10 protein-coding genes are annotated in these 22783 nt (G+C 63.5%); 4 read left to right on the plus strand and 6 right to left on the minus strand.

The annotated features are described in order from the left end of the window. Positions 1-192: 192 nt before the first annotated feature. From mutS to FA89_RS10245, 5 genes are all read right to left on the minus strand, one after another. Complete coding sequence (gene mutS / locus FA89_RS10225; RefSeq protein ID WP_036140528.1) at positions 193-2775, minus strand: DNA mismatch repair protein MutS; 2583 nt, start codon at positions 2773-2775, stop codon at positions 193-195. Positions 2776-2906: 131 nt separating this feature from the next. Further along, positions 2907-4259, minus strand: a complete 1353-nt coding sequence (locus FA89_RS10230) for an MFS transporter (protein WP_240003880.1) — start codon at positions 4257-4259, stop codon at positions 2907-2909. 7 nt (positions 4260-4266) lie between these two features. Next, positions 4267-4830 carry an isochorismatase family protein gene (locus FA89_RS10235; RefSeq protein WP_036140530.1) on the minus strand — a complete coding sequence of 188 codons (564 nt, stop codon included), beginning with the start codon at positions 4828-4830 and terminating at the stop codon, positions 4267-4269. 24 nt (positions 4831-4854) lie between these two features. Then, positions 4855-5442: a MarR family winged helix-turn-helix transcriptional regulator gene (locus FA89_RS10240; protein WP_240003881.1), complete on the minus strand. Its 588-nt coding sequence runs from the start codon at positions 5440-5442 to the stop codon at positions 4855-4857. A gap of 137 nt (positions 5443-5579) precedes the next feature. Beyond that, positions 5580-6473, minus strand: coding sequence for a LysR family transcriptional regulator (locus tag FA89_RS10245; protein ID WP_051938669.1), 894 nt, complete (start codon positions 6471-6473; stop codon positions 5580-5582). 166 nt (positions 6474-6639) lie between these two features. Between FA89_RS10245 and FA89_RS10250 the strand changes: the two genes are divergently transcribed. The 4 genes from FA89_RS10250 (at position 6640) to FA89_RS10265 (ending at position 22001) form a co-directional block, all read left to right on the plus strand. After that, positions 6640-7446 carry a response regulator transcription factor gene (locus tag FA89_RS10250; protein WP_036140532.1) on the plus strand — a complete coding sequence of 269 codons (807 nt, stop codon included), beginning with the start codon at positions 6640-6642 and terminating at the stop codon, positions 7444-7446. Next, positions 7440-10982 (plus strand): ATP-binding protein, encoded by a 3543-nt coding sequence (locus FA89_RS10255; RefSeq protein WP_185754305.1) that lies wholly within the window; start codon positions 7440-7442, stop codon positions 10980-10982. Before FA89_RS10250 ends, FA89_RS10255 begins: the two co-directional genes overlap by 7 nt. Positions 10983-11274: 292 nt before the next feature. Then, positions 11275-20289: a YDG domain-containing protein gene (locus tag FA89_RS10260; protein WP_185754306.1), complete on the plus strand. Its 9015-nt coding sequence runs from the start codon at positions 11275-11277 to the stop codon at positions 20287-20289. A 32-nt stretch (positions 20290-20321) separates the two neighbouring features. Continuing rightward, positions 20322-22001 (plus strand): ShlB/FhaC/HecB family hemolysin secretion/activation protein, encoded by a 1680-nt coding sequence (locus FA89_RS10265; RefSeq protein WP_036140537.1) that lies wholly within the window; start codon positions 20322-20324, stop codon positions 21999-22001. A 245-nt stretch (positions 22002-22246) separates the two neighbouring features. Here the strand turns inward: FA89_RS10265 and FA89_RS19630 are convergent, their stop codons facing one another. Then, complete coding sequence (locus FA89_RS19630) at positions 22247-22753, minus strand: DUF6496 domain-containing protein (RefSeq protein WP_081916444.1); 507 nt, start codon at positions 22751-22753, stop codon at positions 22247-22249. Positions 22754-22783 lie beyond the last annotated feature (30 nt).

Consider the following 22783-nt stretch of genomic DNA (forward strand, 5'->3'; position numbering starts at 1 on the left):
CGAAGAGTCCCAAAAAAACCGCCCCCGCATCCCATGTCCCGGGCTGCTGACTCGGGGATGGGGCGGGGGCGTCACGGAGTCGGAAGATGGAGAGTCGTAAGACCCCGTGAAATCGACAAGGCCACTATAGGCAGCGCAGTTCCCAAGGGGAATTCGATTGTTTGGATCGATCCGATAGGGTGACTCAATGGTTCAGCGCAGCATTTTTCGCAGTTTGTATAGCTGGTCCAGGGCCGCACGCGGCGTCAGGTCGTCGGGATCCATCGCTCGAAGCGCCTCTTCCACGGGCGAGGGCAACGGCGGGGCGAACAACCCCATCTGCGGCGCGGCGGCCGGCGGCGTCGCCACGGCGGCCGTTACTTCGTGCCCCTGTTCCAGGGCAGCCAGATAACGCCGTGCATCGGCGATCACCGCCTTGGGCAAGCCGGCCAGCGCCGCCACCTGCAAGCCAAAGCTGCGATTGGCCGGGCCGTCCTTCACCGTGTGCATGAAAACCAGCTGCTCGCCGTATTCGACGGCGTCCAGGTGGACGTTGGCGATGGTGCGGTAATCGCCAGCCAGTTCGGTCAGTTCGAAATAATGCGTGGCGAACAAGGTGTACGCGCAGCTCGTCGCCGCGAGATGGACGGCCGCCGCGCGGGCCAGTGACAGGCCGTCGTACGTGCTGGTGCCACGCCCCACCTCGTCCATCAACACGAGGCTGCACTCGGTCGCGTTGTGCAGGATGTTCGCGGTCTCGCTCATCTCCACCATGAAAGTGGACTGCCCTCGCGACAGGTCGTCGCCGGCGCCGATGCGGGTGAAGATGCGATCGATCGGCCCGATGGTGGCGGCGGAGGCCGGCACGTAGCTGCCGACATGGGCGAGCAGCACGATCAGGGCGTTCTGCCGCATGTAGGTGGACTTGCCGCCCATGTTGGGGCCGGTGATGACGAGCATGCGCCGCGCAGAGTCCAGCGCCAGGTCGTTCGGCTCGAACGGTTCGTCGCGCACCTTCTCCACCACGGGATGGCGGCCGCGTTCGATGTGGATGCCGGGCACGTCGGTGAGCACCGGTGCGGCCCAGTCGAGGGCTTCCGCACGGTCGGCCAGGTCGGCCAGCACGTCCAGCTCGGCCATCGCCGCGGCGGCGATCTTCAGCTCGCCCAGGTGCTCGGTGAGCTTGTCCAGCAGCAGTTCGTACAGCGCGCGCTCGCGCATCAGCGAGCGTTCCTTCGCCGACAGCACCTTGTCCTCGAACTGCTTCAGTTCCTCGGTGATGTAGCGCTCGGCATTCTTCGTGGTCTGCCGGCGGGTGTAATGTGTTGGCGCCTTCTCGGAGTGAGCCCGCGAAATCTCGATGTAATAGCCGTGCACGCGGTTGTAGCCGACCTTGAGCGTCGGGATGCCGCTGGCGGCTTTCTCGCGTTCTTCCATGTCGACCAGGAACTGATCCGCGTTGGTAGACAACTGGCGCAGTTCGTCCAGCTCATCGTCGTAGCCCTCGGCGAGCACGCCGCCGTCGCGTAGCAGCACCGGTGGCTGCGCGATCACCGCGCGCATCAGCAGATCGGCCGTGTCGGCATGGTCGCCGATGCGTTCGACCAGATCGTGCAGCAGCGGGCTGTCCAGGCCCGCGATGTCGTCGCGCAGCGCTGGCGCGGCGGCCAGGCCGTCACGCAGCGTCGAGAGATCACGCGGCCGCGCGGAACGGAGTGCGACGCGTGCAAGGATGCGTTCCAGGTCGCCGATGCCGCGCAGGCGCTCACGTAGGGTGGCGTGCCGGCGCGTATCGATCAGGCTGCCGATGGCCTGGTGGCGGCCACGCAGCACGACGCGATCGCGCAGCGGACGGTTGAGCCAGCGGCGGAGCAGGCGCGCGCCCATCGGCGTCACCGTTTCGTCAAGCACGCCGAGCAGGGTGTTTTCCACGCGCCCGCTCTGGTGCGTGTCGATCTCCAGGTTGCGTCGTGTCGCCGCGTCCATGGCGATCGTCTCGCCCGCGTTCTCCACGGCCATGCCGGTGAGATGGGGCAGGGCGGCCTTCTGGGTTTCCTCCACGTAGCCCAGCAGGCAGCCGGCCGCGGCGACCGCCATCGGCATGCCGTCCACACCGAAGCCGCGCAGGTCGCGCGTACGGAAGAAGCGGCAGAGTTCGCGCGTGGCGGCATCGCCGTCGAAGTGCCACGGCTGTCGCTTGCGCAGGCCGGGCAGGGAGGCGACCAGCTTCGGCCAGGCCACGTCTTCGCCGACCAGGGTCTCGGCGGGCTGGAGGCGGGCCAGCTCGGCGGCCAGGCCCTCGGCGCCCGTCACCTCGGTCAGCAGGAAGCGTCCGGTGGACAGGTCCACCCAGGCCAGTCCGTAACCGGTCTGGCCGGCGGCGATGGACAGCAGCAGGTTGTCGCGCCGCTCTTCCATCAGCGCGGCGTCGGTCACCGTGCCCGGCGTGACGATGCGCACCACCTCGCGCTTGACCGGGCCCTTCGACAGCGCCGGATCGCCGATCTGCTCGCACAGCGCCACCGACTCGCCCAGCTTTACCAGGCGAGCCAGGTAGTTCTCGACGGCGTGGTAGGGCACGCCGGCCATGGGAATGGGCGCGCCGGCCGACTGGCCGCGCTGGGTCAGGGTGATGTCGAGCAGTCGCGCCGCCTTGCGGGCGTCGTCGTAGAACAGCTCGTAGAAGTCGCCCATCCGGAAGAACAGCAGGATGTCCGGATGCTCGGCTTTGGCTGCCAGATACTGGCGCATGAAGGGCGTGTGGCCCGCCAAAGGGTCGTCGTGTGCTAAAGCCATGATTTAACTGGACCTTATGCCTTGTGGCACGCCGCTCATGGCGCACCGGTCGGCCATGATACCGCCCTGGCCGCGGGCGGGGTCTGGCGCCTGTTCCTCGTTCGTTCGCCGCGGCGTGCTGGACATGACTGTCAGAAGCAACAGGCCACGTCATCCCGCGCGATGATCTGGCTGCCGTTATTCGAGTGATCTCGCTTGCCGTCCGTATCGAAGCTAGCTCGGCTCACGTCCCGAGTCAGACGCCCGTCGTGGCTGATGAATCTGTCTCGCCATGGCGTAAACGGCCACAAAGGCCGCAGCAACGCCGGACGCCGCGCCCACGCCGAGTGCCTGGCGCGGGCCCCAATGGTTGCTACCCATCCCACCATCGGCGCCCCGAGCGGCGTTCCTCCAAGGGCGATGGCCACACGTAATGCCATCACCCGTCCCCGCATAGCGGGCTCCGTCGTGAGCTGCATCAGGCTGTTGGTCGCGTTCGTGAAGGTCAAGGCGGCGACGCCGATGACCACCAACGCACCGGCGAACAGCCAATAGTTCGGGGCGATAGCGGCCAGGGCGCAGCCCAGTCCAAACACGGCGGACCCGATCAGCAAGGCATTGAATCCTGGTCGGTCGCGGCCGGCGGCAAGTAGCGCCCCTGAGATGGTACCGATAGCCATGGTCGACGACAGCAGGCCATAGCCACGTGCATCGGCGTGGAGGACATTGACGGCCATGGTTGAGATAAAGATCGGGAAGTTCAGTCCGAACGTGCCGATCAGGAACAACATCGCCAGGATCGCCCTGAGGTCGGGTCGGGACCACACATAGCGCCACCCCTCGGTCAGGCTCCCTCTCGTTCTATAGGCCCGAGCGTTTGCGTGCAGACCGGAAAGGCGGAGCAGGAATAGGGAAGCCAGAACCGCGATAAAGCTGGCGCCGTTGAGCAGGAATGCCCAACCGGTGCCCACCGAAGCGATGACCAGACCGGCCACCGCTGGCCCGATCATGCGCGCCGCGTTGAACGACGTCGAGTTGAGCGCGATCGCATTGGGCAGGTCCGCGTCGCCGACCAGTTCGGTCACAAAGGTCTGGCGCACGGGGGCGTCAAAGGCCGAGGCGCAGCCGGACAGAAACGCGAAGACATCGACATGCCAGAGCTGGACGCCGCCGGTGACAGTGAGAAGCCCCAGCGCTAAGGCAAGAACGCCCATGGTTGCCTGGGTCGCCATCAGGAGCTTGCGCTGGTTGTAGTGATCGGCCGCGAAGCCGGTCCAAGGCAGCAGCAGGAGCTGTGGCCCGAACTGAAGGGCCATGACGGTGCCCACGGCCGAGGCGTCGTGATGGGTGAGTTGGGTGAGGACCAGCCAGTCCTGGGCCGTGCGCTGCATCCATGTCCCGACATTCGACACGAGCGCTCCGGCGGCCCAGATCCGGTAGTTGGAATTCCTCAGCGAACGGAAGACGCCCGCCGGTGCCACACTCACGAGACGAGAAGAAGCCATACCATTTTCAGGTGCCCCTTATTGCCAAGAGATCGATGACCTCTTGGGCCGTGCCCGTTTCACCCAGCTTCGGAAAAACATGCCGGCTGCTATGGTCATGCGTCTCGGAACGTGCGTCCGTCATGGCGTCGAGGGCCAGCGTGACATTGAATCCGTGCTCATAGGCTTGGCGCGCGGTGGACTCGACACCCGTCCCGGTGGCGACACCGATGATGACGACCTGAGTAACATCCAGCGCGGTTAGCTGATCTTTGAGGTCGGTGTTGGCGAACGCGCCCCAGGTTCGCTTCGCCACGACGAGATCGCTCGGCTGTTGATCGAGTTCGGGGATGAAGTCAGTCCACCCCTCTGGGAACGATCCGCCATGACGCGGCCGCTCCGTGCGGCCTTGCGCTACGCCGACGACCTTGACGAGAACGACCGGCAGGCCGCGTTCGCGAAACGCATCGAGCAGCGCCCGCGAGCGATCCACGACCCCGGCAATGGGATGAATAAAAGGGGAGGCGACGATGCCCTTTTGCAGGTCGACGATGATGAGGGCGGTGTTTGGGTCGAGCGTGGTGAGGGCCATGCTGGTTCCTGGGACGGGGTTAGCTCAAAAGTCGGCAAGACGCTGCAGCAGCTTCATGGCCGCCGCGAGTTCGCGTTGTTCCTGGGGGGACAGTTGTGCCTGCAGGGCACGGACCAGCCAGTCTTCCTTGGCAGCCCGTGTCTCTTTAAGGGTCTTCCGAAAACTCGGCGTCAGGTCGACGAGGGTTTGCCGACCATCGCTGGGATCGGGGGCGCCGCTAACGGCCTTCATCGCCTCCAGCTTGGCCACCGTGATACGCATGGATTGCGGGCGGACGCTTTCGGCTCGAGCCAGGGCAGACACGGTGGTGGCCCCGTCACGATCCAAGCGGAGGAGCACCGACTTCTGAGCGGACGTGAAGTCACCTGGGTGAGCTTGCTCCCGCAACCGTCGCGTCAGCTTTCCCAGGGAGATGCGAAGTTCGCCAGCAAGGGAAGCTGCTGAGAGTGTGTTGGGTGTGAGCGAGGAATGGGCCATGTATGGACCGTAACATAAATACAGGAAATATGTACAGGTAAGCTGTAATGATTTTGGAGCTGGGTGCTGGCTTGCCACCGATGCGGCGCGCACGTATGCAACACCTTGGGCGGGGTCGGGCGAGTTCAAATTCATGACCGACATCCTTCAGTTCGCGGAAGGCGTGCCAGACCTTGATCCCATTCGCAAGCCATCTCATCAAGACGAACGTTCTCGCACAGACGGTTCACGTCGACTTCGAACGCCATCCAATGAACTGTCTAAGCACGAATTCACTGTGCAGTGCGAATACTCAGCCGTTCTTGCGTGAATCGGACGAAGGCGAGCGCGGCGTCTGTGATTGCTCGAGCCGACATCGTTAAGGCGTGCACCGGCACACCGGGGCTTTCCGTAGCCTCGTGGACAACGGTGAGGCTACCGCTCCGGATATCCTCCTCGCACAGGCAAGCAGGCAGACGTGCGAAGCCAAGGCCGGTACGAACGGAGGCGAGTAATACGGCAATGTCACTGGTCACCATTCTTGCTTCACCTTGCTTGCTGGGTCGAAAAAGCAAGTTCATCGGCGCGCCTGGGCCGGCATACGCGAGCACATCGCGATCCGCGATGCGGTCGACGCTGGGTGACGGTCCCAGGCGCCTCACCAGTTCGGGCACCGCGACGGTAACGGTTGGCATGTGCGTGAGCACTCGTGCGACGACGTCCGTGCTATCGGGCAGGTTATCGCGCACCGATAGGACGACATCTGCCTGCTGCCGGATGAGCGGCTCGAAGTCGCCGTTGCTCGTGGTCAACCACACGCGCATCTGAGGATGATCCGCGGAGAACTCCGGCAGAATATTTGACAGCAAGGGCATCAGCAGGCTGTGCACATGAATTCTCAACGACCGGCCCCCGACATCGGTATCTGTGGCCGCACGTTCTGCAGCCACGGCCGCCTCGCACATTGCAGAGGCATGCCTGTATACCTCCTCACCAATGGGCGTAACGGAGAAGCGCCGAGCATTCCGGTGCAAGAGCTGCACTCCAAGGCGCCGTTCCAGTGCCTTAATACGGCGGCTCAGCAGGGATCGCGTAGTCCGCAGGTGCTCGGCGGCTACTGAAAAGCTTCCAGCCTCAATCACCTGCACCAATAGGAACAGGTCCGCCATATCGTTGGTCCGCTTCATGCTTGTATGACTTGCGTTAGGTGCGCGATACCTTAAATGGATGGTTTGGCGCCGCTTTTGGCGGAGGGACCAAGGTCTTTGGTCGCGGGCAAAGTCGTTTGAGTCGTCTATACTCTTCAGCCGAAGGGGGCCTCGTGCGCCCCTCGGCAGTACACCGGGGGTTTGCTTGAATACCTTGAATCCGCCACACATTCTGGTCGTCGATGACCGGCCTGAGGAGATTGGCGCACTCGTTGCGGCCCTCCGTACTGAAGGGTGGCGGGTCAGTCTCGTCACGAACGCGAGCCAAGGGGTTCAACGCGCGCAAACGATGGCGCCGGACCTCATGCTGCTCGATGTGCGCATGCCACACATGGACGGATTTGCCGTCAGTCGTCTGCTTCAGGAAATGCCGCAGTTAAAAGGGACGCCGATGGTGTTTCTGACCTCGGCCAATAGTGTTGAGGAGCGGTTGGAGGGGCTCAGCCACGGCGGCGTCGATTACATCCTGAAAGACTGCCATCCGGCCGAGCTTGTGGCACGGGTTCGCATCCATCTGAGGCTCTCGCCCCGGTCTGTCATCGCGCCGGACCATGGAACGTCCGCCGCATCGCTGACCGCCGACGAGGTGGTCCTGCAAGCCGCCATGCGACTTCTCCGGCGTCGCCTCGCGGAGCCTCTGTCGCTGGACGAGGTAGCGCGTGAAGTGGGAACGTATGACAAGCGTTTGTCAGCCATCTTCCGGGAACACCTTGGCACCACGGTATTTGCCTGGCTGCGGGAGGAGCGCATTCAGCGAAGCCGGCGCCTGCTGGTCGAGACCACATTGAATATGCAAGACATCGCACTCGAGATAGGTTTTCGGAGCGCGTGCAACTTCACCACGGCGTTCCGGGAGCGCTGGGGCGTTACGCCCACGCGATTCCGCCAGGTGTCTCAAGAGGAAGCCGCTGGGGACGCCCGCGCGAAGGCCGGGGTCACCGCCGCGTGCTGACCTGGTTACGGGGCGCAGCATGCGCACTTTTAGTGCTTGCGCTGGGTGCGCCGGCCGTCGCCGGCACTCCCTCGGCGCATGTGCAGCTGCCCCTGGTGGTCTACGACCAGAATACAGGCCTGTCGAGCTTGTCCGTGGTCCGGCTCCTGGAGGACCAGCATCATTTTGTTTGGGCCGGAACCGAGCAGGGCCTTTATCGTTTTGACGGCATCGGTTTCAATCCGATGCGCGAAAAGGACGGTTTCCAGACCTCCGAGGTCGTGAGCCTGGCCGAGGACGACGACGGACATGTCTGGGCTGGCACCAGGGCGGGCTTACAGTCGCAAGACGACAGCGGGACGTTCTCCTGGGTGCGGCCGGATGGCCGGACCATGCTCGTGGATCGAGGGCAGACTTTGGCGCCGGACGGGCAGGACGGCATGTTGGTGGTCACCGGGCACCACCTCGTCCGCCTGAAACGGCAGGCGGCCGATCGATGGACGGCGAGCCCGTGGCCGGAAGAGACCGCCGGCAAAGAACCACCCTTTCAGGTCGCCGCCGTCTATCGCCATGGTGGCCAGATCTGGTTCGGGTGCGATGAAGCCGTGTGCCGGTCGAGTAACGGCGTCCTGACCCGATTTACCGCAGCGCAAGGCGTCCCCGCCGATAAATGGGTAGGTTTTTTGGTCGCTCGTGACGGCACGGTCTGGGCGCGCGGGTTGCGCAGCGTCGTTGCGCTCGCTGCCGACGGGTCGGCGTTCGTCGCGCACGACATCCCGGGCGGGCACGGCGAGGTGGCGGCGACCAGTATTGATCTGGCACAAGATGGCGAGGGGCGCATTGTCACGCGCTCGGACGCAGGCATTGCGCGCTGGGCCGGCGGCCGATGGGACCTTCTGGACACGCACAACGGACTGCCGGGCGTTGGGATTTCCGCTCTGATCGCCGACCACGACGGCGCGCTGTGGGCGGGAACCTACGGCCGAGGGGTGCTTTATTGGAGCAGCGCTGGCGCCGTCGAAAACTGGACCTCCAATCAGGGGCTCAGTGATAGCCTCATTTGGTCCATCACCCGAGCAGGTCCTGACTCGATTTGGGTGGCGGGCGAAAGCGGCGGAGAAGTCATTGTTCCGTCCGAAGGGCGTGCCCACCGATGGCCTGTGAGCGTGCCTCCTCCTGTCCAGGCGCATGCTGTGCTCACGGGTCCGGGTGGATCCATCTGGTATTTCCTGTTCGATGGTCGGGTGGTCCGGTATGAGCCGAAAGACCATCGCAGTGTGCAAGTCGCGCAACTGCCCTACCTCATTCGCGGAGCACATCGGGACGGGTCCGGGCGCTTTTGGATTTACACGATGGGCGGGCTTTACGAGCTTGACCCGGTCTCCGGGTCGGCTGTGCACGTGGCTCCGAGCTTGATTCCTTCCACGATGTGTTCCGACCTGGCGGAAGACGCCGCCGGGCGACTATGGCTCGCCTGCAACTCTGGCTTGTATCGCCACAACGAGAGTGGATGGGCACGTGTTCGCGTCCTTCCGGGTGAGTCTCCGGGAGGCTATGAAAACGTCGCAGTAACCCCCGACGGACACCTCTGGCTCAGTTCGTTGCAACCAGGCCTTGTCATGGGGCTCGCTGGGGATGGCGAAAGCCTCACCATGGAATCGGTCAACGACCCGCTATTGGCCGCGACGCGCCTTTATTTTCTGCGTTCGGACAACCAAGGCCGGGTTTGGGCGGGCGGCGGCAAGGGCGTCGATGTCCTTGCGGATGGAATATGGACGCGTCTATCCAGCCGCGACGGCTTGTTGTGGGACGAGACCAACCATGGCGCTTTTTTTGCGGATGCCGAGGGGTCGGTCTGGATCGGAACCCCCGTCGGATTGACCCACGTGCTCAAGCCCGCGGACCTGCTGGCGCCTAGAACGATGACGCCGCAGCTTTTTCCGGCGCGCTACGGGGACCGTCCCGTGGCATCGGACGCTCTGCCGTACGAACGCGGCGCACCTTTGACGATCGCGTTTGGTGTCTCGGGCAACAGTGCCGGGCATCCCGTGCACTTTCGCTATCGTCTCAAGCCACTGGACCGCGACTGGGTCGATACAAGTCAGCGGGAGGTCCGCTACGCCTCGCTTCCCTGGGGCCACTACCAGTTCGAAGTCCAGGTCGTGGACGAAAACCGGCGAACAGTGTCGGCCATTGCCTCGCTCGAGGCGACCATCCAGGCACCCTGGTGGATGACCCCCGGCGCCTTCATTGCCCTCGCCTTGGCCATCGTGGGCCTAGCGGTGGGAGCGTGGCGCTGGCGGACCCAAGTTCTCGTTGCACATGCCCGCCGCTTGGAGGGGATCGTCGTGGAACGCACCAAGGAGCTTCGCGCGCTTCTGCACGCCCGGCGCCGTTTGCTCGCGCACATTGGGCACGATCTGCGTTCGCCGCTCTCAGCCATCGTGAATGTGGCACGGCAGTGGCGCTGGACTGGACCGGATGTCGAACACCCCCGGACGATTGAGCGTCACGCGCGAATGCTCATGGAACTCATCGACGAGGTCGTGGAATTCTCGCGGGGCGAACTGACGGACGTGCTGCTGGAGCCGGCACCTGGTTACCTTTACCGCTTCCTCCACGAGGCCACGGAAGAGGGCGCACTCCTTGCCCAGTCCAACAACAACCGGCTTAACGTATCCATTGGCACAGACCTTCCGGCCGTGGTCGAGCTGGACTTTCGGCGCCTGCGTCAGGTGCTTTCAAATCTCCTGGGCAACGCCGCCAAGTACACCCGGAATGGCGAAATCGTCTTTACGGTCGAGGCTCGGATCTCCGCTCTTGGTCGTTCGAGCCGGCTGCGCTTCGCGGTCGAAGACACGGGCATCGGTTTGGGAGGCATGGGCGCAGAGACACTTCTCGAACCGTTCGTCCGGGGCACCAACATCAGTGATGCACCCGGAAGCGGACTGGGCCTTGCCATCGTGGCGCAACTCTTGAGTCGCATGGGGTCTCGGCTAGAGGCGGGAGACAGTTCACGGGGAACGGGAAGCCGTTTCTCGTTCGAGATCGAAGTTCCTTTGGCGGACGAGTACGATGTCGAGCCGGACTTGGCTATGGGCCAGGACCCTGTCGCGGTGGAGGGTCACGGCAGAGCGGTGATCGTGGCCGAGCCCGATGCAGCCCGCCGCGCCGTTTTGTGCGACTTGCTGGACGGCTATGGATTCCAGTCCATGCCCGTGGATTCGGCGAGAGGCCTCGACGGCCTTGAAGCCACGCGGCCGGCCCTCATCATTGCCGAGCATCGGTGGCCGGGGGGAGGAGAGGGGACGGTGATCCCACGCCTAAGCGAGCGCCTGCCTGGCGTCCCTGTCCTGATATTTACTGCTGTTCCGCCGACTCCCGCCGACGCATCACGCTCACCAACAGCAGTGATGCTGCTGAAGCCGTCCGACGCAGCGGAGGTCATGTCCTGCGTGGCACGGCTGATCGACCCATCCGACGGCCATTCACATCCGGAGCCTTTCGCCCCTGCGCGCCCGACGTCCCCTCCAGCAAAGAACGTCCGACCCGTTTAAGCGCTGGGGCTGCTTACTTTTCGTTGAATCCCGTTAGTCGCTCTTTTGAATGGGCGGAACGTGTCACGCCGGGCGTGACATAAGTTCCCGTCTGGCGGCCTTACGACGCCGCGCCCGGGTTTCTAGAATCGGCCCGCTGCCGCGACGCCGTTCGCATTTTTTGCGACTGCCGACGCGACCACTTGCAAGCGAGCGCGACGCTGTCCTGCCGACGCACTGTGACGGCCAGGCTTGCGTCGCGATTTTCTCGCGCTGCGCGCAACCGATCGCATCAAATCAGGGCCCCGCAACAATGAATCGTATTTATCGCCTGTGCTGGAACGCCGCCACCTCTCAGTGGGTCGCGGCCAGCGAACTTGCCCGCAGCCGCCGCCCAGGCGCTCGGGTCACCGCTTCCGCAAGCGCCCCACGCGCAGCATCCATCGCGTTAGGGGTCGCCCTGGCGCTGGGCAGCGCAGGAGCTGCGCGCGCGGGTCAGACAGGCGGTCAGGTGGTGTCGGGCAGCGGTGCGATCAACCAGCACGGCACCACGACGACCATCAATCAGGCGAGCCAACACCTCTCGCTCAACTGGCAGACCTTCGACATCGGCGCGAACGAGACGGTCAATTTCGTCCAGCCAGGTCGTGACGCCATCGCGGTCAACCGCATCCTTGGTAACAGCGCCTCGGAGATCTATGGGCATCTCAATGCCAACGGCCAGGTCTGGCTCATCAATCCCAAGGGTGTGCTGTTCGGCGAGGGTTCGCAGGTCAACGTCGGTGGACTCGTCGCATCGACACTCGATACCGCCGACAGTTCGCTCGACGCGACCTCACGCACCTTCAGCGGCAATGGTAAGGGCAGCATCGTCAACAAGGGCTCGATCCGCGCGGCCAACGGCGGCTATGTGGCCTTGCTGGGCAACACGGTATCGAACCAAGGCACCATCAGCGCGCAGCTGGGCACAGTGGCGATGGGGGGCGGCAGTGCCATAACGCTCACCTTCGAAGGCAGTCAGCTGCTCCATCTCCAGGTTGACCGCAGCACGCTCGACAATCTGGTGGAGAACCGTCAGCTGGTTCAAGCGGATGGCGGCCGAATTTTCATGACCGCCGGCGCGGCCGATTCGCTCTTGGCCAGCACGGTGAACAATACTGGTGTTGTTCGCGCGCAGACGGTGCAAAACCACAACGGCGAAATCGTCTTGCTCGGCGGCATGACGGCCGGCCATGTGAATGTTGAGGGCACGCTGGATGCGAGCGCGCCCGATGGCGGCAATGGCGGCGCGATCGAGACATCGGGCGCGTTCGCACACATCGGCAGCGCAGCGATCACCGCCGGCGCACCCTACGGCAAAGCGGGCACCTGGCTGGTCGACCCCTATGACTTGACCATCGATGCGACCGCAGCCAACGCCATCTCGAGCTCGCTCAACAACGGCACCAATGTCACCGAATCGACGTCGGCAGGCAGTGCCTCGGGCGCGGGCGTGCAGAACCCGAACGGCGTGGGTGACATCAATGTCAACGCAGCCATCAACTGGACGAACCCAAACAGTACACTGACCCTGACGGCGTATCGCGCCATCAATGTCAATGCTCCCATTTCCGGTGCTGGCCGCGTGGCGCTCACGGCCCAGGGCGCCGCAGGCAACAATGGCAACATCAACCTCGCCGCCGGCGGCACGGTGAGCGGCGGAGCAGGGGTGACCCTCACCGCAGCCAACGCCTTCATCAACAACGCCGGTGGCAATGCGCTCAGCTCGGCATCGGGCAAATGGCTGGTGTATTCCGCGAATCGCGCGGCCGACGTGACCGGCGGCCTGACGCCGCAGTTCATTCAATACAACGCCGCAGCGGGCGCGACGCCGCTGGGCACGGGCAGTGGCTTCCTCTACAAACAGACCGCGGTCGCGGCCATCACGGGCCTCAGCGGCACGGTGGAAAAGACCTACGACGGCACGGCGACGGCCAGTCTTGACGGGACCAACGTCAATGCGACGCTGGCAAACGGCGACCGCATCGCCACGGCGACGGGCACCTATGGCAGCAAGGACGCCGCATCCGGCATTCAGGTGACGGCAGCGGGCAGCAGCGCGGGGTACACCTTCACCGACGCGAGTGGGCTCGTACCCGTGTACGGCTACACCATCACCGGCGGTGGCGCTTCGGCAAATATCGGGGTTATCGACCCGCGCCAGCTCGGCGTCTCGGTCATCAACAACCCGACGAAGACCTACAACGGGACGACCACCGCCACCCTGAGCAGCGCAAATTACCTGACCTCGGGGCTCGTGGCGGGTGAGAACATCACCTTCAGCCAGCCCAACAGCGTGGCTTACGATTCTGCCGACGCGGGCGTGCGCACGGTCAACGTAGGCTTCCTACCGTCCAATTTCACGGCGGCGAACGGCACGAAGCTGTCCAACTACGTATTGCCGACGACGGCGACGGGCCCCGGCACCATCAACAAGGCCAAGGTGCAGCTGTCGGGCCTCATCGGAAGCGACAAGGTCTACGACGGCACCACCACGGATGGCCTGGATAAGAGCCGTGTCTCGATTTTCGGCGTCATCGCGGGCGACGCAGCCAACGCCACGCTCGACAGCACGAATGGCATCGGCCAATTCGCCGATGCCAACGTGGGGAACGGCAAATCCGTCAGCGCCACGGGCTTCCAGCTCGTGGGTAGCAAGGCGACCAACTACGACCTGGTTTTGCAGTCGGACATCACCGGCTCCATCACGCCGAAGGCGCTCAGTATCAGTGGGGTATCGGCCCTCAGTAAGGTCTACGACGCGACGCGCGTGGCATCACTTGCCTACACCAACCTTGCCCTGAATGGCCTGGTCAACGGCACCGACAGCGCCAACATTTCCCTGGTCACAGCGGGCGCGAACGGAACGTTTGCCACAAAGAACGTAGGCAACGGCATCGGGGTTACCGCGTCGGGCTTTACGTTGGCGGGCACCGGCACGGGCAACTACACCCTGTCGCAGCCCACCGGCCTGTTCGCCAACATCACGCCCGCGCCCTTGCTTATATCCATCACCGGCAATCCCACCCGCACGTACAACGGAACCACGACGGCCAATATTGGCGCGGGCGACGTGACCATCACCGGCTTCCAGGGTGGCGAAACGGGCAGCGTGGTGCAGAGTGCTGGCGCCACATACGCCAGCAAGGACGCAGGCACCCGGCTGTTGACCGCACTGCTCGAACCGTCGGACTTCAGCCTGGGCAACGGTGCGCAGCTTTCCAACTACACCTTCCCCACCTCTATTACCGGGAATGGCACGATCGCCCAGGCCATTCTGACGTGGTCGCTGGTGGGGAATCCCACCAAGATTTACGACGGCAATACGAACGCGGCGCTGACGAGTGACAACTTCCAGCTCTCCGGATTCCTCAGCGGAGAGGGCGCCACGGTTACCCAGACCCATGGCACCTACGACACCGCCAATGTCGGCCAGCGGAACGTCACGGCAAACCTAGGCATCGCGGACTTTACGGCGCTCAATGCCACCGTGCTGTCGAACTACGTGCTGCCGACGGTGATGACCGGCGTTGGCACCATCACGCCGGCCCCCTTGGCTGGCTTCATTACGGCGGGCATCAACGGCCCGACTCGCGTTTATGATGGCACCACCGTCGCGGCGCTCACGCCAGCTAACTTCATCCTTTCGGGCTTTGCGTCGGGGGAGGGTGCTTCGGTCAACCAGACCGTCGGCATCTTTGCTTCGAAGAACGTGGGCAAGCAGGCCGTGTCTGCGGCGCTGACGAGTGCCAATTTTGATGCCAATGCCGGCACCAACCTTGGCAACTACACCCTGCCATCGATGGCGTATGGCACCGGCGAAATCCAGCAGGCGCTGTTGACCGCATCGATCGTCGGCAACCCGTCCAAGGTGTACGACGGCACGCGCTATGTGACGCTCACGCCCCAGAACTACCAGGTCCTTGGCTTTGTGGCCGGCGAAGGCGCGGATATCGTTCCAAGCTCCTCGATTTCCTTTGACACCAAGAATGTCGGCAGCAACAAGACGATCACGGCGAACATGGCTGTGTCCTCTTACCTGCCGAACAGCCAGACCTTGCTTTCGAACTACATCCTGCCCACGGTCGCCACCGGCCCCGGTACCATCACGGCAGCACCCCTCTATATCGTCGGCGTATCCGCACAGAGTCGTGATTACAACGCAACGACCCTGGCGACACTCAACAGTGGGGGCGCTTCCCTGGTCGGGCTCGTTGGCGCCGACTCGAACGACACCGGGAAAGTGGCCCTCACGGCCGGCACGACCGGCCTCTTTGCGGACGCCAACGCAGGCGTGGGCAAAGCCGTCACGGCGAACGGTTTCTCCATCTCGGGCAGCGAAGCGGGTAATTACACGCTCATGCCGCTGGCCGGCCTGACAGCGACCATCAGTCCATTCACGCTGAGCATCAATGGCGTGTCGGCCATCGACAAGATTTACGATGGCAATACGGGCATTGCGCTCAATACCGGCACCGCGTCGCTGGGCGGCATTTTTAGCGCCGACAACGGAAACGTGACCCTCGATGCGTCGGGTGCTGCGGGCAACGTGAGGTCGGCCAATGCCGCCAATAACCTCGATGTCACAACCTCTGGCTTTGGCCTGGCAGGCAGTGCTGCGGGCAACTATCGCGTCAACCAGGTCAGCGGTCTCACTGCGAACATCTCAAAGCGCGCCGTTACCGCGTCGATCACAGGCGATCCGACCAAGCCATACGACGGTTCAAACTCAGTGACGCTGACCGCAGGGGACTACACGCTGTCAGGTTTCGTCTCCGGCCAGGGCGCGTCCATCCCGCAGTCGTCGACCGCGAAGTACAACAACGTCAACGCCGGCAGCAACCGCGGCTTGACCTCGACGCTCTCGGTGTCGGACTTCGTGGCGCTCGCTGGAACCAACCTCGCCAACTATGACCTCCCCGTCGGCGCGACGGGTGCACTCGGTACGATCACGCCGTTCGTCATCAATTTGATGGGCCAGCGCATCTACGATGCTACGACCAGCGCCGATGCTGGCCTGTTTACAAATGGTGGGACGATCGCTGGCGTGAACGGCGAACGTGTTGCTCTGACGGGCAGTGGCGTTCTTTCAACCAAGAACGTGGGCAACCAGCGGAGTTTTGCGAACTTCGGCACGTTGGCCCTGGGTGACAACACCGGCACCGCGGCCAATTACACGCTTGCGGGCGGCATCGATTGGGTCACCATCACCCCGGCAACCCTGACTGTGGCCGGCACGGTCGCCGCCGACAAGGCCTATGACCGTTCCACCGCCGCCCAGCTCTCGGGCTCCACGCTTGTCGGTCGGTTGGGTTCGGACGATGTGACGTTGGCGAATTTCGCCACGGGCACCTTCGTCAACAAGAATGCAGGCGTCAACAAAGCGGTCAGCACGTCGATGACCGTGGACGGCGGCGACAGCAGTAACTACATCCTTGTGCAGCCGGCAGGGCTGACAGCGACGATCACGCCGCTCACGATCACACCGACCGCCACGGCGGATAGCCGCCAGTACGACGGGACCACCAATGCCACGGCGACGGTGTCGTCCTCCGGCGTCCTGGCAGGCGACACCGTCACCTTTGGCAAGTCCACCATGCCGCAGTTCGACGGAAAGGATGTCGCCAACGGCCGTACCGTCACGGTGAGCAACATCACCAAGGGTGGCGCGGATGCGGGCAACTATGTGCTGTCGACGACCAGTGCAACGGCACTGGCGAACATCACGCCGCGCGTCCTTAACCTGAGTGGCACCCGGGTCTACGACACCTCGACCTCGATTTTCAGTGCGGGTCTGACCCTCGGGAACCTCGTGTCGGGTGAGAGCCTTGGCCTCTCGGGCACCGGCAACACGTCAAGCAAGAATGTCGGAAGCTACAACGGCGGCAATTTCGCGCTGGGCTCGCTTACCCTCGCCAATGGCGCAGGCGGCCTCGCGGGCAACTACACGCTCAGTGGCGGTACCGATACCTACACCATTACCCCGGCGACCCTCCATGTCATCAACACCACGGCCGACAGCAAGGTGTATGACGCAAATACCATCGCCGCCTTGCACCATGCCACCCTCGATGGGGTACTGGGATCAGACACCGTTGACCTGACCCATGCCGATGCCGGCACCTTCAGCGACAAGAATGTCGGCACGCACAAGGCGGTCAGCACGGCGATGGGCATCGCGGGGACTGATGCGGGCAACTACACGCTCGTGCAGCCGGCTGATGTCGTCGCGGATATCACCGCTAAACTCATTCATGTCGACGCCAATGGCGTCAGCAAAGTCTACGACGGCACCACGGCTTCGGGCGCGACCCTGTCGAGCCAGGACTTGGCGGGGACTGACCAAGTCACCTTCAATGCCACGAGCAACCTGTTCGACACCAAGGATGTAGGCACCGGCAAGGTTGTGAGCGTTAATGGAATTACCGCCAGCGGCACCGACGCGGGCAATTACACGCTGGCGAACACCAACGCAACCACGATGGCGAACATCACGCCGTTCATCATCAATCTCAGTGGCGCGCGCGTCTATGACGGCACGGCGACGGCCGGTGCAAGCCTCTTTGGCGCGAACGGCGTGGTCACGGGCGTTCATGGGGAAACGCTGGTCCTTTCCGGTTCGGGCAAGAGCGCATCGAAGAACGTGGCCACCTACCAGCGGGCGAGCGATGGCACGGGCAATTTCGACCTCGACACGCTTGTCCTCAATGGCACGGGTGGTTCGAGCGCGGGCAACTACGCGCTGCAGGGCGGCACCGACAGCTTTACGATCACCCCGCTGGCGGTAACGGTCAATGCGACGGGCGGCAACAAGGTCTATGACGCAACGACCGCCGCCACCGCGACCCTGGCGGCCAGCGGCGTGATTTCGGGGGATGCGGTGAACTTTGCCCTGGGTGGCGCCATCTTTGGTGACAAGAATGTCGCCAATGGCAAGGCCATCTCGGTCACCGGTATCACGGCCACTGGTGCGGATGCCGGCAACTACACCTTCAATACGTCCGCCCAGACCACCGGCAGCATCACGCCGCTTGCCATCAGCGGCAGCATCGTCGCCGACGACCGCGTTTACGACCGCACGACCGGAGCGGCGACCCACGGCAGCCTGTCGGGCGTGCTCGGCGGCGATGTGGTCGATTACACCTCGACCACCGGCAGCTTCCAGGACAAACATGTCGGCAATGGTAAGACCGTGAATGTCTCCGGTGTCGTGGGTGGAACTGATGCCGGCAACTACGTCGTCACGAGCAATGCCACGACGATCGCGAACATCACACCGGCGACCATCGTGGTGAGCACCAGCGCGGGTGACAAGATGTATGACGGCGATGCGTCGGCGACGACCGCCTTGTCGCAGACCGGTCTCCTCAGTGGCGACGACGTGACCTTCAGCGGTGCCTCGTCGCTGTTTTCAGATGCGAATGCGGCCAACGGCAAGACGGTCACGGTCAGCGGCATCACCGCTGCGGGCGCTGACGCGGGTAACTATGTTTACAACACGGTCGCCGCGACGCTCGCCAATATTACGCCTTACATCATTAACCTGCACGGCGAACGCGAATACGATGGCTCAACGGTCGGGACAGCCGGGGTATTTGGCAACCAAGGCGTAATCGCCGGTATCAACGGTGACACGCTGGATCTCAGTGGCGCCGGGTCGGTCGGCGACAAGCAGGTGGGCGTCGACAAGACACTCGTTTCGACGGGCACGTTGGTGCTCACAGGCAACGGGACCGCGCTGAGCAGCAACTACACCTTGGTCGGCGGCGCGCACGACCTGACCATCACGCCTAAGCAGATCGTGGTCGATGCCACTGGGTCCAACAAGGTCTACGACGGTGGGTCGCTTGCTTTTGCGGGTCTTGGTTCGGCCGGCGTCGTCAGCGGAGACCAAATCACCTTCACGGGCGGTGCGGCCAACTACAGCGACAAGAATGTCGCCAATGGCAAGACCATCACGGTCAGCGGAATCACTGCCGCTGGTGCGGATGCCGGCAACTACGCGTTCAATACCACGGCCCTGACTACCGGCAATATCACGCCGCTGGCCATTGGCGGCAGCATCGTCGCGGTCAACAAGACCTATGACGGGACGACTGCGGCGCAGACCAGTGGAACCGTCGACGGCGTGCTGGCGGGTGACAATCTGGGTATCGAGACGAGCGGTAGCTTCGTCGACAAGAACGTTGGCAGCGGCAAGGCTGTGGGCGTGGCCGGTGTTCTCACCGGAGCCGACGCAGGCAATTACACGCTCACGACGAACTCCACCACCCTGGCCGATGTCTACAAGGTCATATTGAACCTCGACGGCACCCGTGTGTATGACGGTGGCACGGTCGGCTCCGCCGGGATGTTCGGTAGTGCCGGGGTCATTGCGGGCGTGGCCGGTGAAAGCCTGATCCTGAGCGGGCAGGGCGTTCTCGGTAGCAAGAACGTCGCGGCCGACCGGCCACTGGCGGGTCTCGGGTCGCTCGCCCTCAACGATGACGGTGCCGGTCTTGCCAGCAACTACACGCTGGTCGGTGGCAACCATGTCGCCACGGTGACGCCGCTGGGGATCAATGCTGGTATTTCCGCCGACGATAAGGTTTACGACGGTAATACCGGTGCCTCCACGCACGGCGTACTGGACGGCGTGCTGGGTGGCGACCAGGTGAATCTTGCAACCACCGGCAGTTTTGTGGACAGGAATGCCGCCAATGGGAAGACGGTAGTCGTCGGAGGGACGCTATCCGGCGGAGACTCGGCCAACTACACGCTTACCTTCAACCCGACCACGACGGCAAGTATTACGAAGCGCCCCGTCGTTGTGGGCGCCCAGGGGACGGACAAGTTCTTCGATGGCAACACGGTCGACAAGGTGACCCTGTCGAGCAGCGGACTTATTGACGGCGACGTGGTGAGCTTCGGTGCCACGAGTGCGCTGTTTGCGGACCCATCGGTAGGCCACGGCAAACCCGTAACCGTCGATGGCATCTTTGCCACCGGCGCAGACGCGGGAAACTACGCGTTCAACGTGACGGCGGAGACCTCGGCCAACATCGACCAGAACACGTCGCAGGGCGCCTCTGCGAGTGCGCTGACCCAAATTGACGCCGTGCTTCAGCCGGATGCGTTGGCTACGCCCTATGGCGTCGCCTCGAATGTGACGGTTGGCGATTACACCGGCAACCATAAGAAGACCCGCCAGCCCGTGGAGAAAAATGTGGGGCGGTCGGACTTCAATTCCGGGCTTTCGCTGCAGGTCATTGGCGGTGGGGTGCGCCTGCCTGCGGATGTGATGCAGTGACCCACTCTCCTCGAATTCGAAACGGCTTACCGATGACCATGGTTCAATTTCCTAAGCGTGCTGTGAACGTTCTGGGTGCCTGCATCTTGCTGGCTATCGCCCCAGGTGCGGCCGCGCAGGTGCGGACGCCACAAGCGGGCGATTTGCTCCGCCAAGTGCCAGCGACGCCTTCTCTTCAGCGCTCGGACGACACCGGCCTGACCGTCGCGCCGGAAGTCCCCGCCGCACGGGGCGACAGCGCACCGTTCCACGTCGTCCGTATCGAGATCACGGGCAACACGCTGGTGCCTCCCGAGGAGCTGCGTGCCCTGGTCGGTCCGAGCGAGAACAGCGACCTCACGCTCGGACAGCTCAATGTCCTCGCTGCCAAGATCACGGCAGTCTACCGCGCAAAGGGTTACCCGCTGACAGTCGCATATGTGCCCGCGCAAACCTTGACCAGCGGCACGGTGCACATTGCCGTTCAGGAGGCGCGGCTGGGCAAGGTCACGCTGGAAAACCACAGCACAACCCACGACGGGCCGTTGCTGGCCACCCTGGCTCCACTTAAGGAAGGCATGCCGGTCTCGGCCCATGGGTTTGATCGCAGCCTACTTCTGCTCGGCGACATCGCGGGTGTGACGGAGTCGTCCGCGCTGCGCCCCGGTGCGGAACCGGGCACGTCCGACCTTGACGTGCGCACGGACGATCGCCCGCGTTACACCGGTGTCCTGGCTCTGGACGACTACGGCAATCGCTATACCGGTCGCGCGCGCCTGACCGGCACCTTCAATGTCAACGGGCTATTCCATCAGGGTGATGTGCTCGACGCGACCGCACTCACTGCGGGCTCTAACATGAACTATGGCCGCCTGGGCTACCGCTATTTGGTGAATGGCGAAGGCACCGTGGTGGGCGCGGCAGTCTCATCACTCGACTACAAGCTCAAGGGCGACTTGCGCGTGCTCGATGCGCACGGCACCGCACAAGTGGCCAGCGTTTTCGTCAGCCATCCGTTGATTCGCTCGACCGATGGCAATCTTTATGGTCAGCTTGGCTACGACAGGCGTCATCTCAACGATTCGATCGACATCGTAGGCGTCCGGACACTTCGTCACACGTATGGGTGGACAGCGACACTCGCTGGCGATCAGCGCGACGCCCATGGCGTGACCAATTTCAGTCTGGCCGCTACCTATGGTCTGCTCGGGTTCAACGACGCGTTCGCCGAGTTTGTCGATGCCATCAGCGCGCAGACCAAGGGGCATTACCTCAAATACGCCCTGTCCGTCGCCCGTCTGCAGCAGCTGTCGGACAACAATGCGTTGTACGTCGGGTTTCAGGGGCAGTGGGCGAACAAGAATGTCGACACGGCCGAGCAGTTCTACCTGGGCGGGGCGAACAATGTGCGCGGCTACGATACCGGTGTCCTGGCAGGCAGCCAGGGGCAAATGGTGAACCTCGAGTTTCGTCGGACGCTCCGGGTCGGCATGCCCGGAAGCCTGACCGCGCTGGCATTTGCCGACGCCGGGCGTGTGAGCCTGTATAAAGACCGGTTCGCACCAGGCACCAATAGCGCCCACATGCAGAATGTCGGCCTGGGCATGCGTTGGCAGAGCGAGGACCAATGGACCGTCAGTGCGGATGTGGCCCATCCCGTTGGCGCGCGCCCGGCCATGCTTGGCGATACGCACGGTGTCCGCGCGTGGGTGCAGGTACAGAAGGGCTTCTGAGCAAGTACGGCGCCTCGGACGCGTTGCTTAGGCCGAAGGGGTGAGCCCTGGTCCCGACGGTCTCATCCGTGGTGCCCTTGGTTCACCCCGAAACGCCGATGCTGATGCTGATGCTGACCGAGATGCTTGTGCCTTCAGCTCGAATTCGCAGTAACGAAGCATCCAATCTTTCTTCCGGAGTGCGTGCGTCGCCGGCTCATGCGCGTTGGAAGCTGGTCGTTCGATGAGGCTCGCCCCGATGGAAGCTACGAGGACTTTTTAGCGCGCGTCCGCGCAGCTTTCTTTGCGGCAGCCTTTCGAGTTGCTGGCCCCTTGGTCTTGGCTGCCTTCTTTGCTGCAGCGGACTTGCTCGCCGAGGAGCGCTTCGCCGCAGTCTTCTTTGCGTGAGCCGACAACGCGCGCTTGGATACAGCTGCGCTGCCTTCTCGTTTGAGCGCTTTCGTCGTGGCGCGCTTCCGCGTCGCCGATTTCTTGGTCGCCGTTCCCGATGAGCGCTCTTTAGCGCTCGCGGTGTCCTGGGCGGCTTTCTTCTTGGTCGACGTACTGGCAGTTTTGGGTGGCTTGGCTTTCACGCCAGCCCTGCGGGCTTCAGACAGGCCTATAGCGATGGCTTGCTTCGCCGAGCGCGCGCCGTGCTTTCCTTTTCGGATATGTTCGATTTGTTCATGCACGAATTCGCCCGCTTGCGTCGAGGCAGATTTGCCTTCGCGTTTGTCTTTGGCCGCTTTCGCGACGGTCTTTTTCTCGGGCATGGCGCATTCTCCTGCGGCGAATTGATGAAC

It is taken from the genome of Luteibacter sp. 9135 (assembly GCF_000745005.1).
Lineage (GTDB): Bacteria > Pseudomonadota > Gammaproteobacteria > Xanthomonadales > Rhodanobacteraceae > Luteibacter.

Excerpts from the sequence above, each read along its gene's own strand:
- mutS (WP_036140528.1), bottom strand. The coding sequence starts at position 2,775 with ATGGCTTTAGCACACGACGACCCTTTGGCGGGCCACACGCCCTTCATG.
- FA89_RS10230 (WP_240003880.1), bottom strand. The coding sequence starts at position 4,259 with ATGGCTTCTTCTCGTCTCGTGAGTGTGGCACCGGCGGGCGTCTTCCGT.
- FA89_RS10235 (WP_036140530.1), bottom strand. The coding sequence starts at position 4,830 with ATGGCCCTCACCACGCTCGACCCAAACACCGCCCTCATCATCGTCGAC.
- FA89_RS10240 (WP_240003881.1), bottom strand. The coding sequence starts at position 5,442 with ATGAATTTGAACTCGCCCGACCCCGCCCAAGGTGTTGCATACGTGCGC.
- FA89_RS10245 (WP_051938669.1), bottom strand. The coding sequence starts at position 6,473 with ATGAAGCGGACCAACGATATGGCGGACCTGTTCCTATTGGTGCAGGTG.
- FA89_RS10260 (WP_185754306.1), top strand. The coding sequence starts at position 11,275 with ATGAATCGTATTTATCGCCTGTGCTGGAACGCCGCCACCTCTCAGTGG.
- FA89_RS10265 (WP_036140537.1), top strand. The coding sequence starts at position 20,322 with ATGACCATGGTTCAATTTCCTAAGCGTGCTGTGAACGTTCTGGGTGCC.
- FA89_RS19630 (WP_081916444.1), bottom strand. The coding sequence starts at position 22,753 with ATGCCCGAGAAAAAGACCGTCGCGAAAGCGGCCAAAGACAAACGCGAA.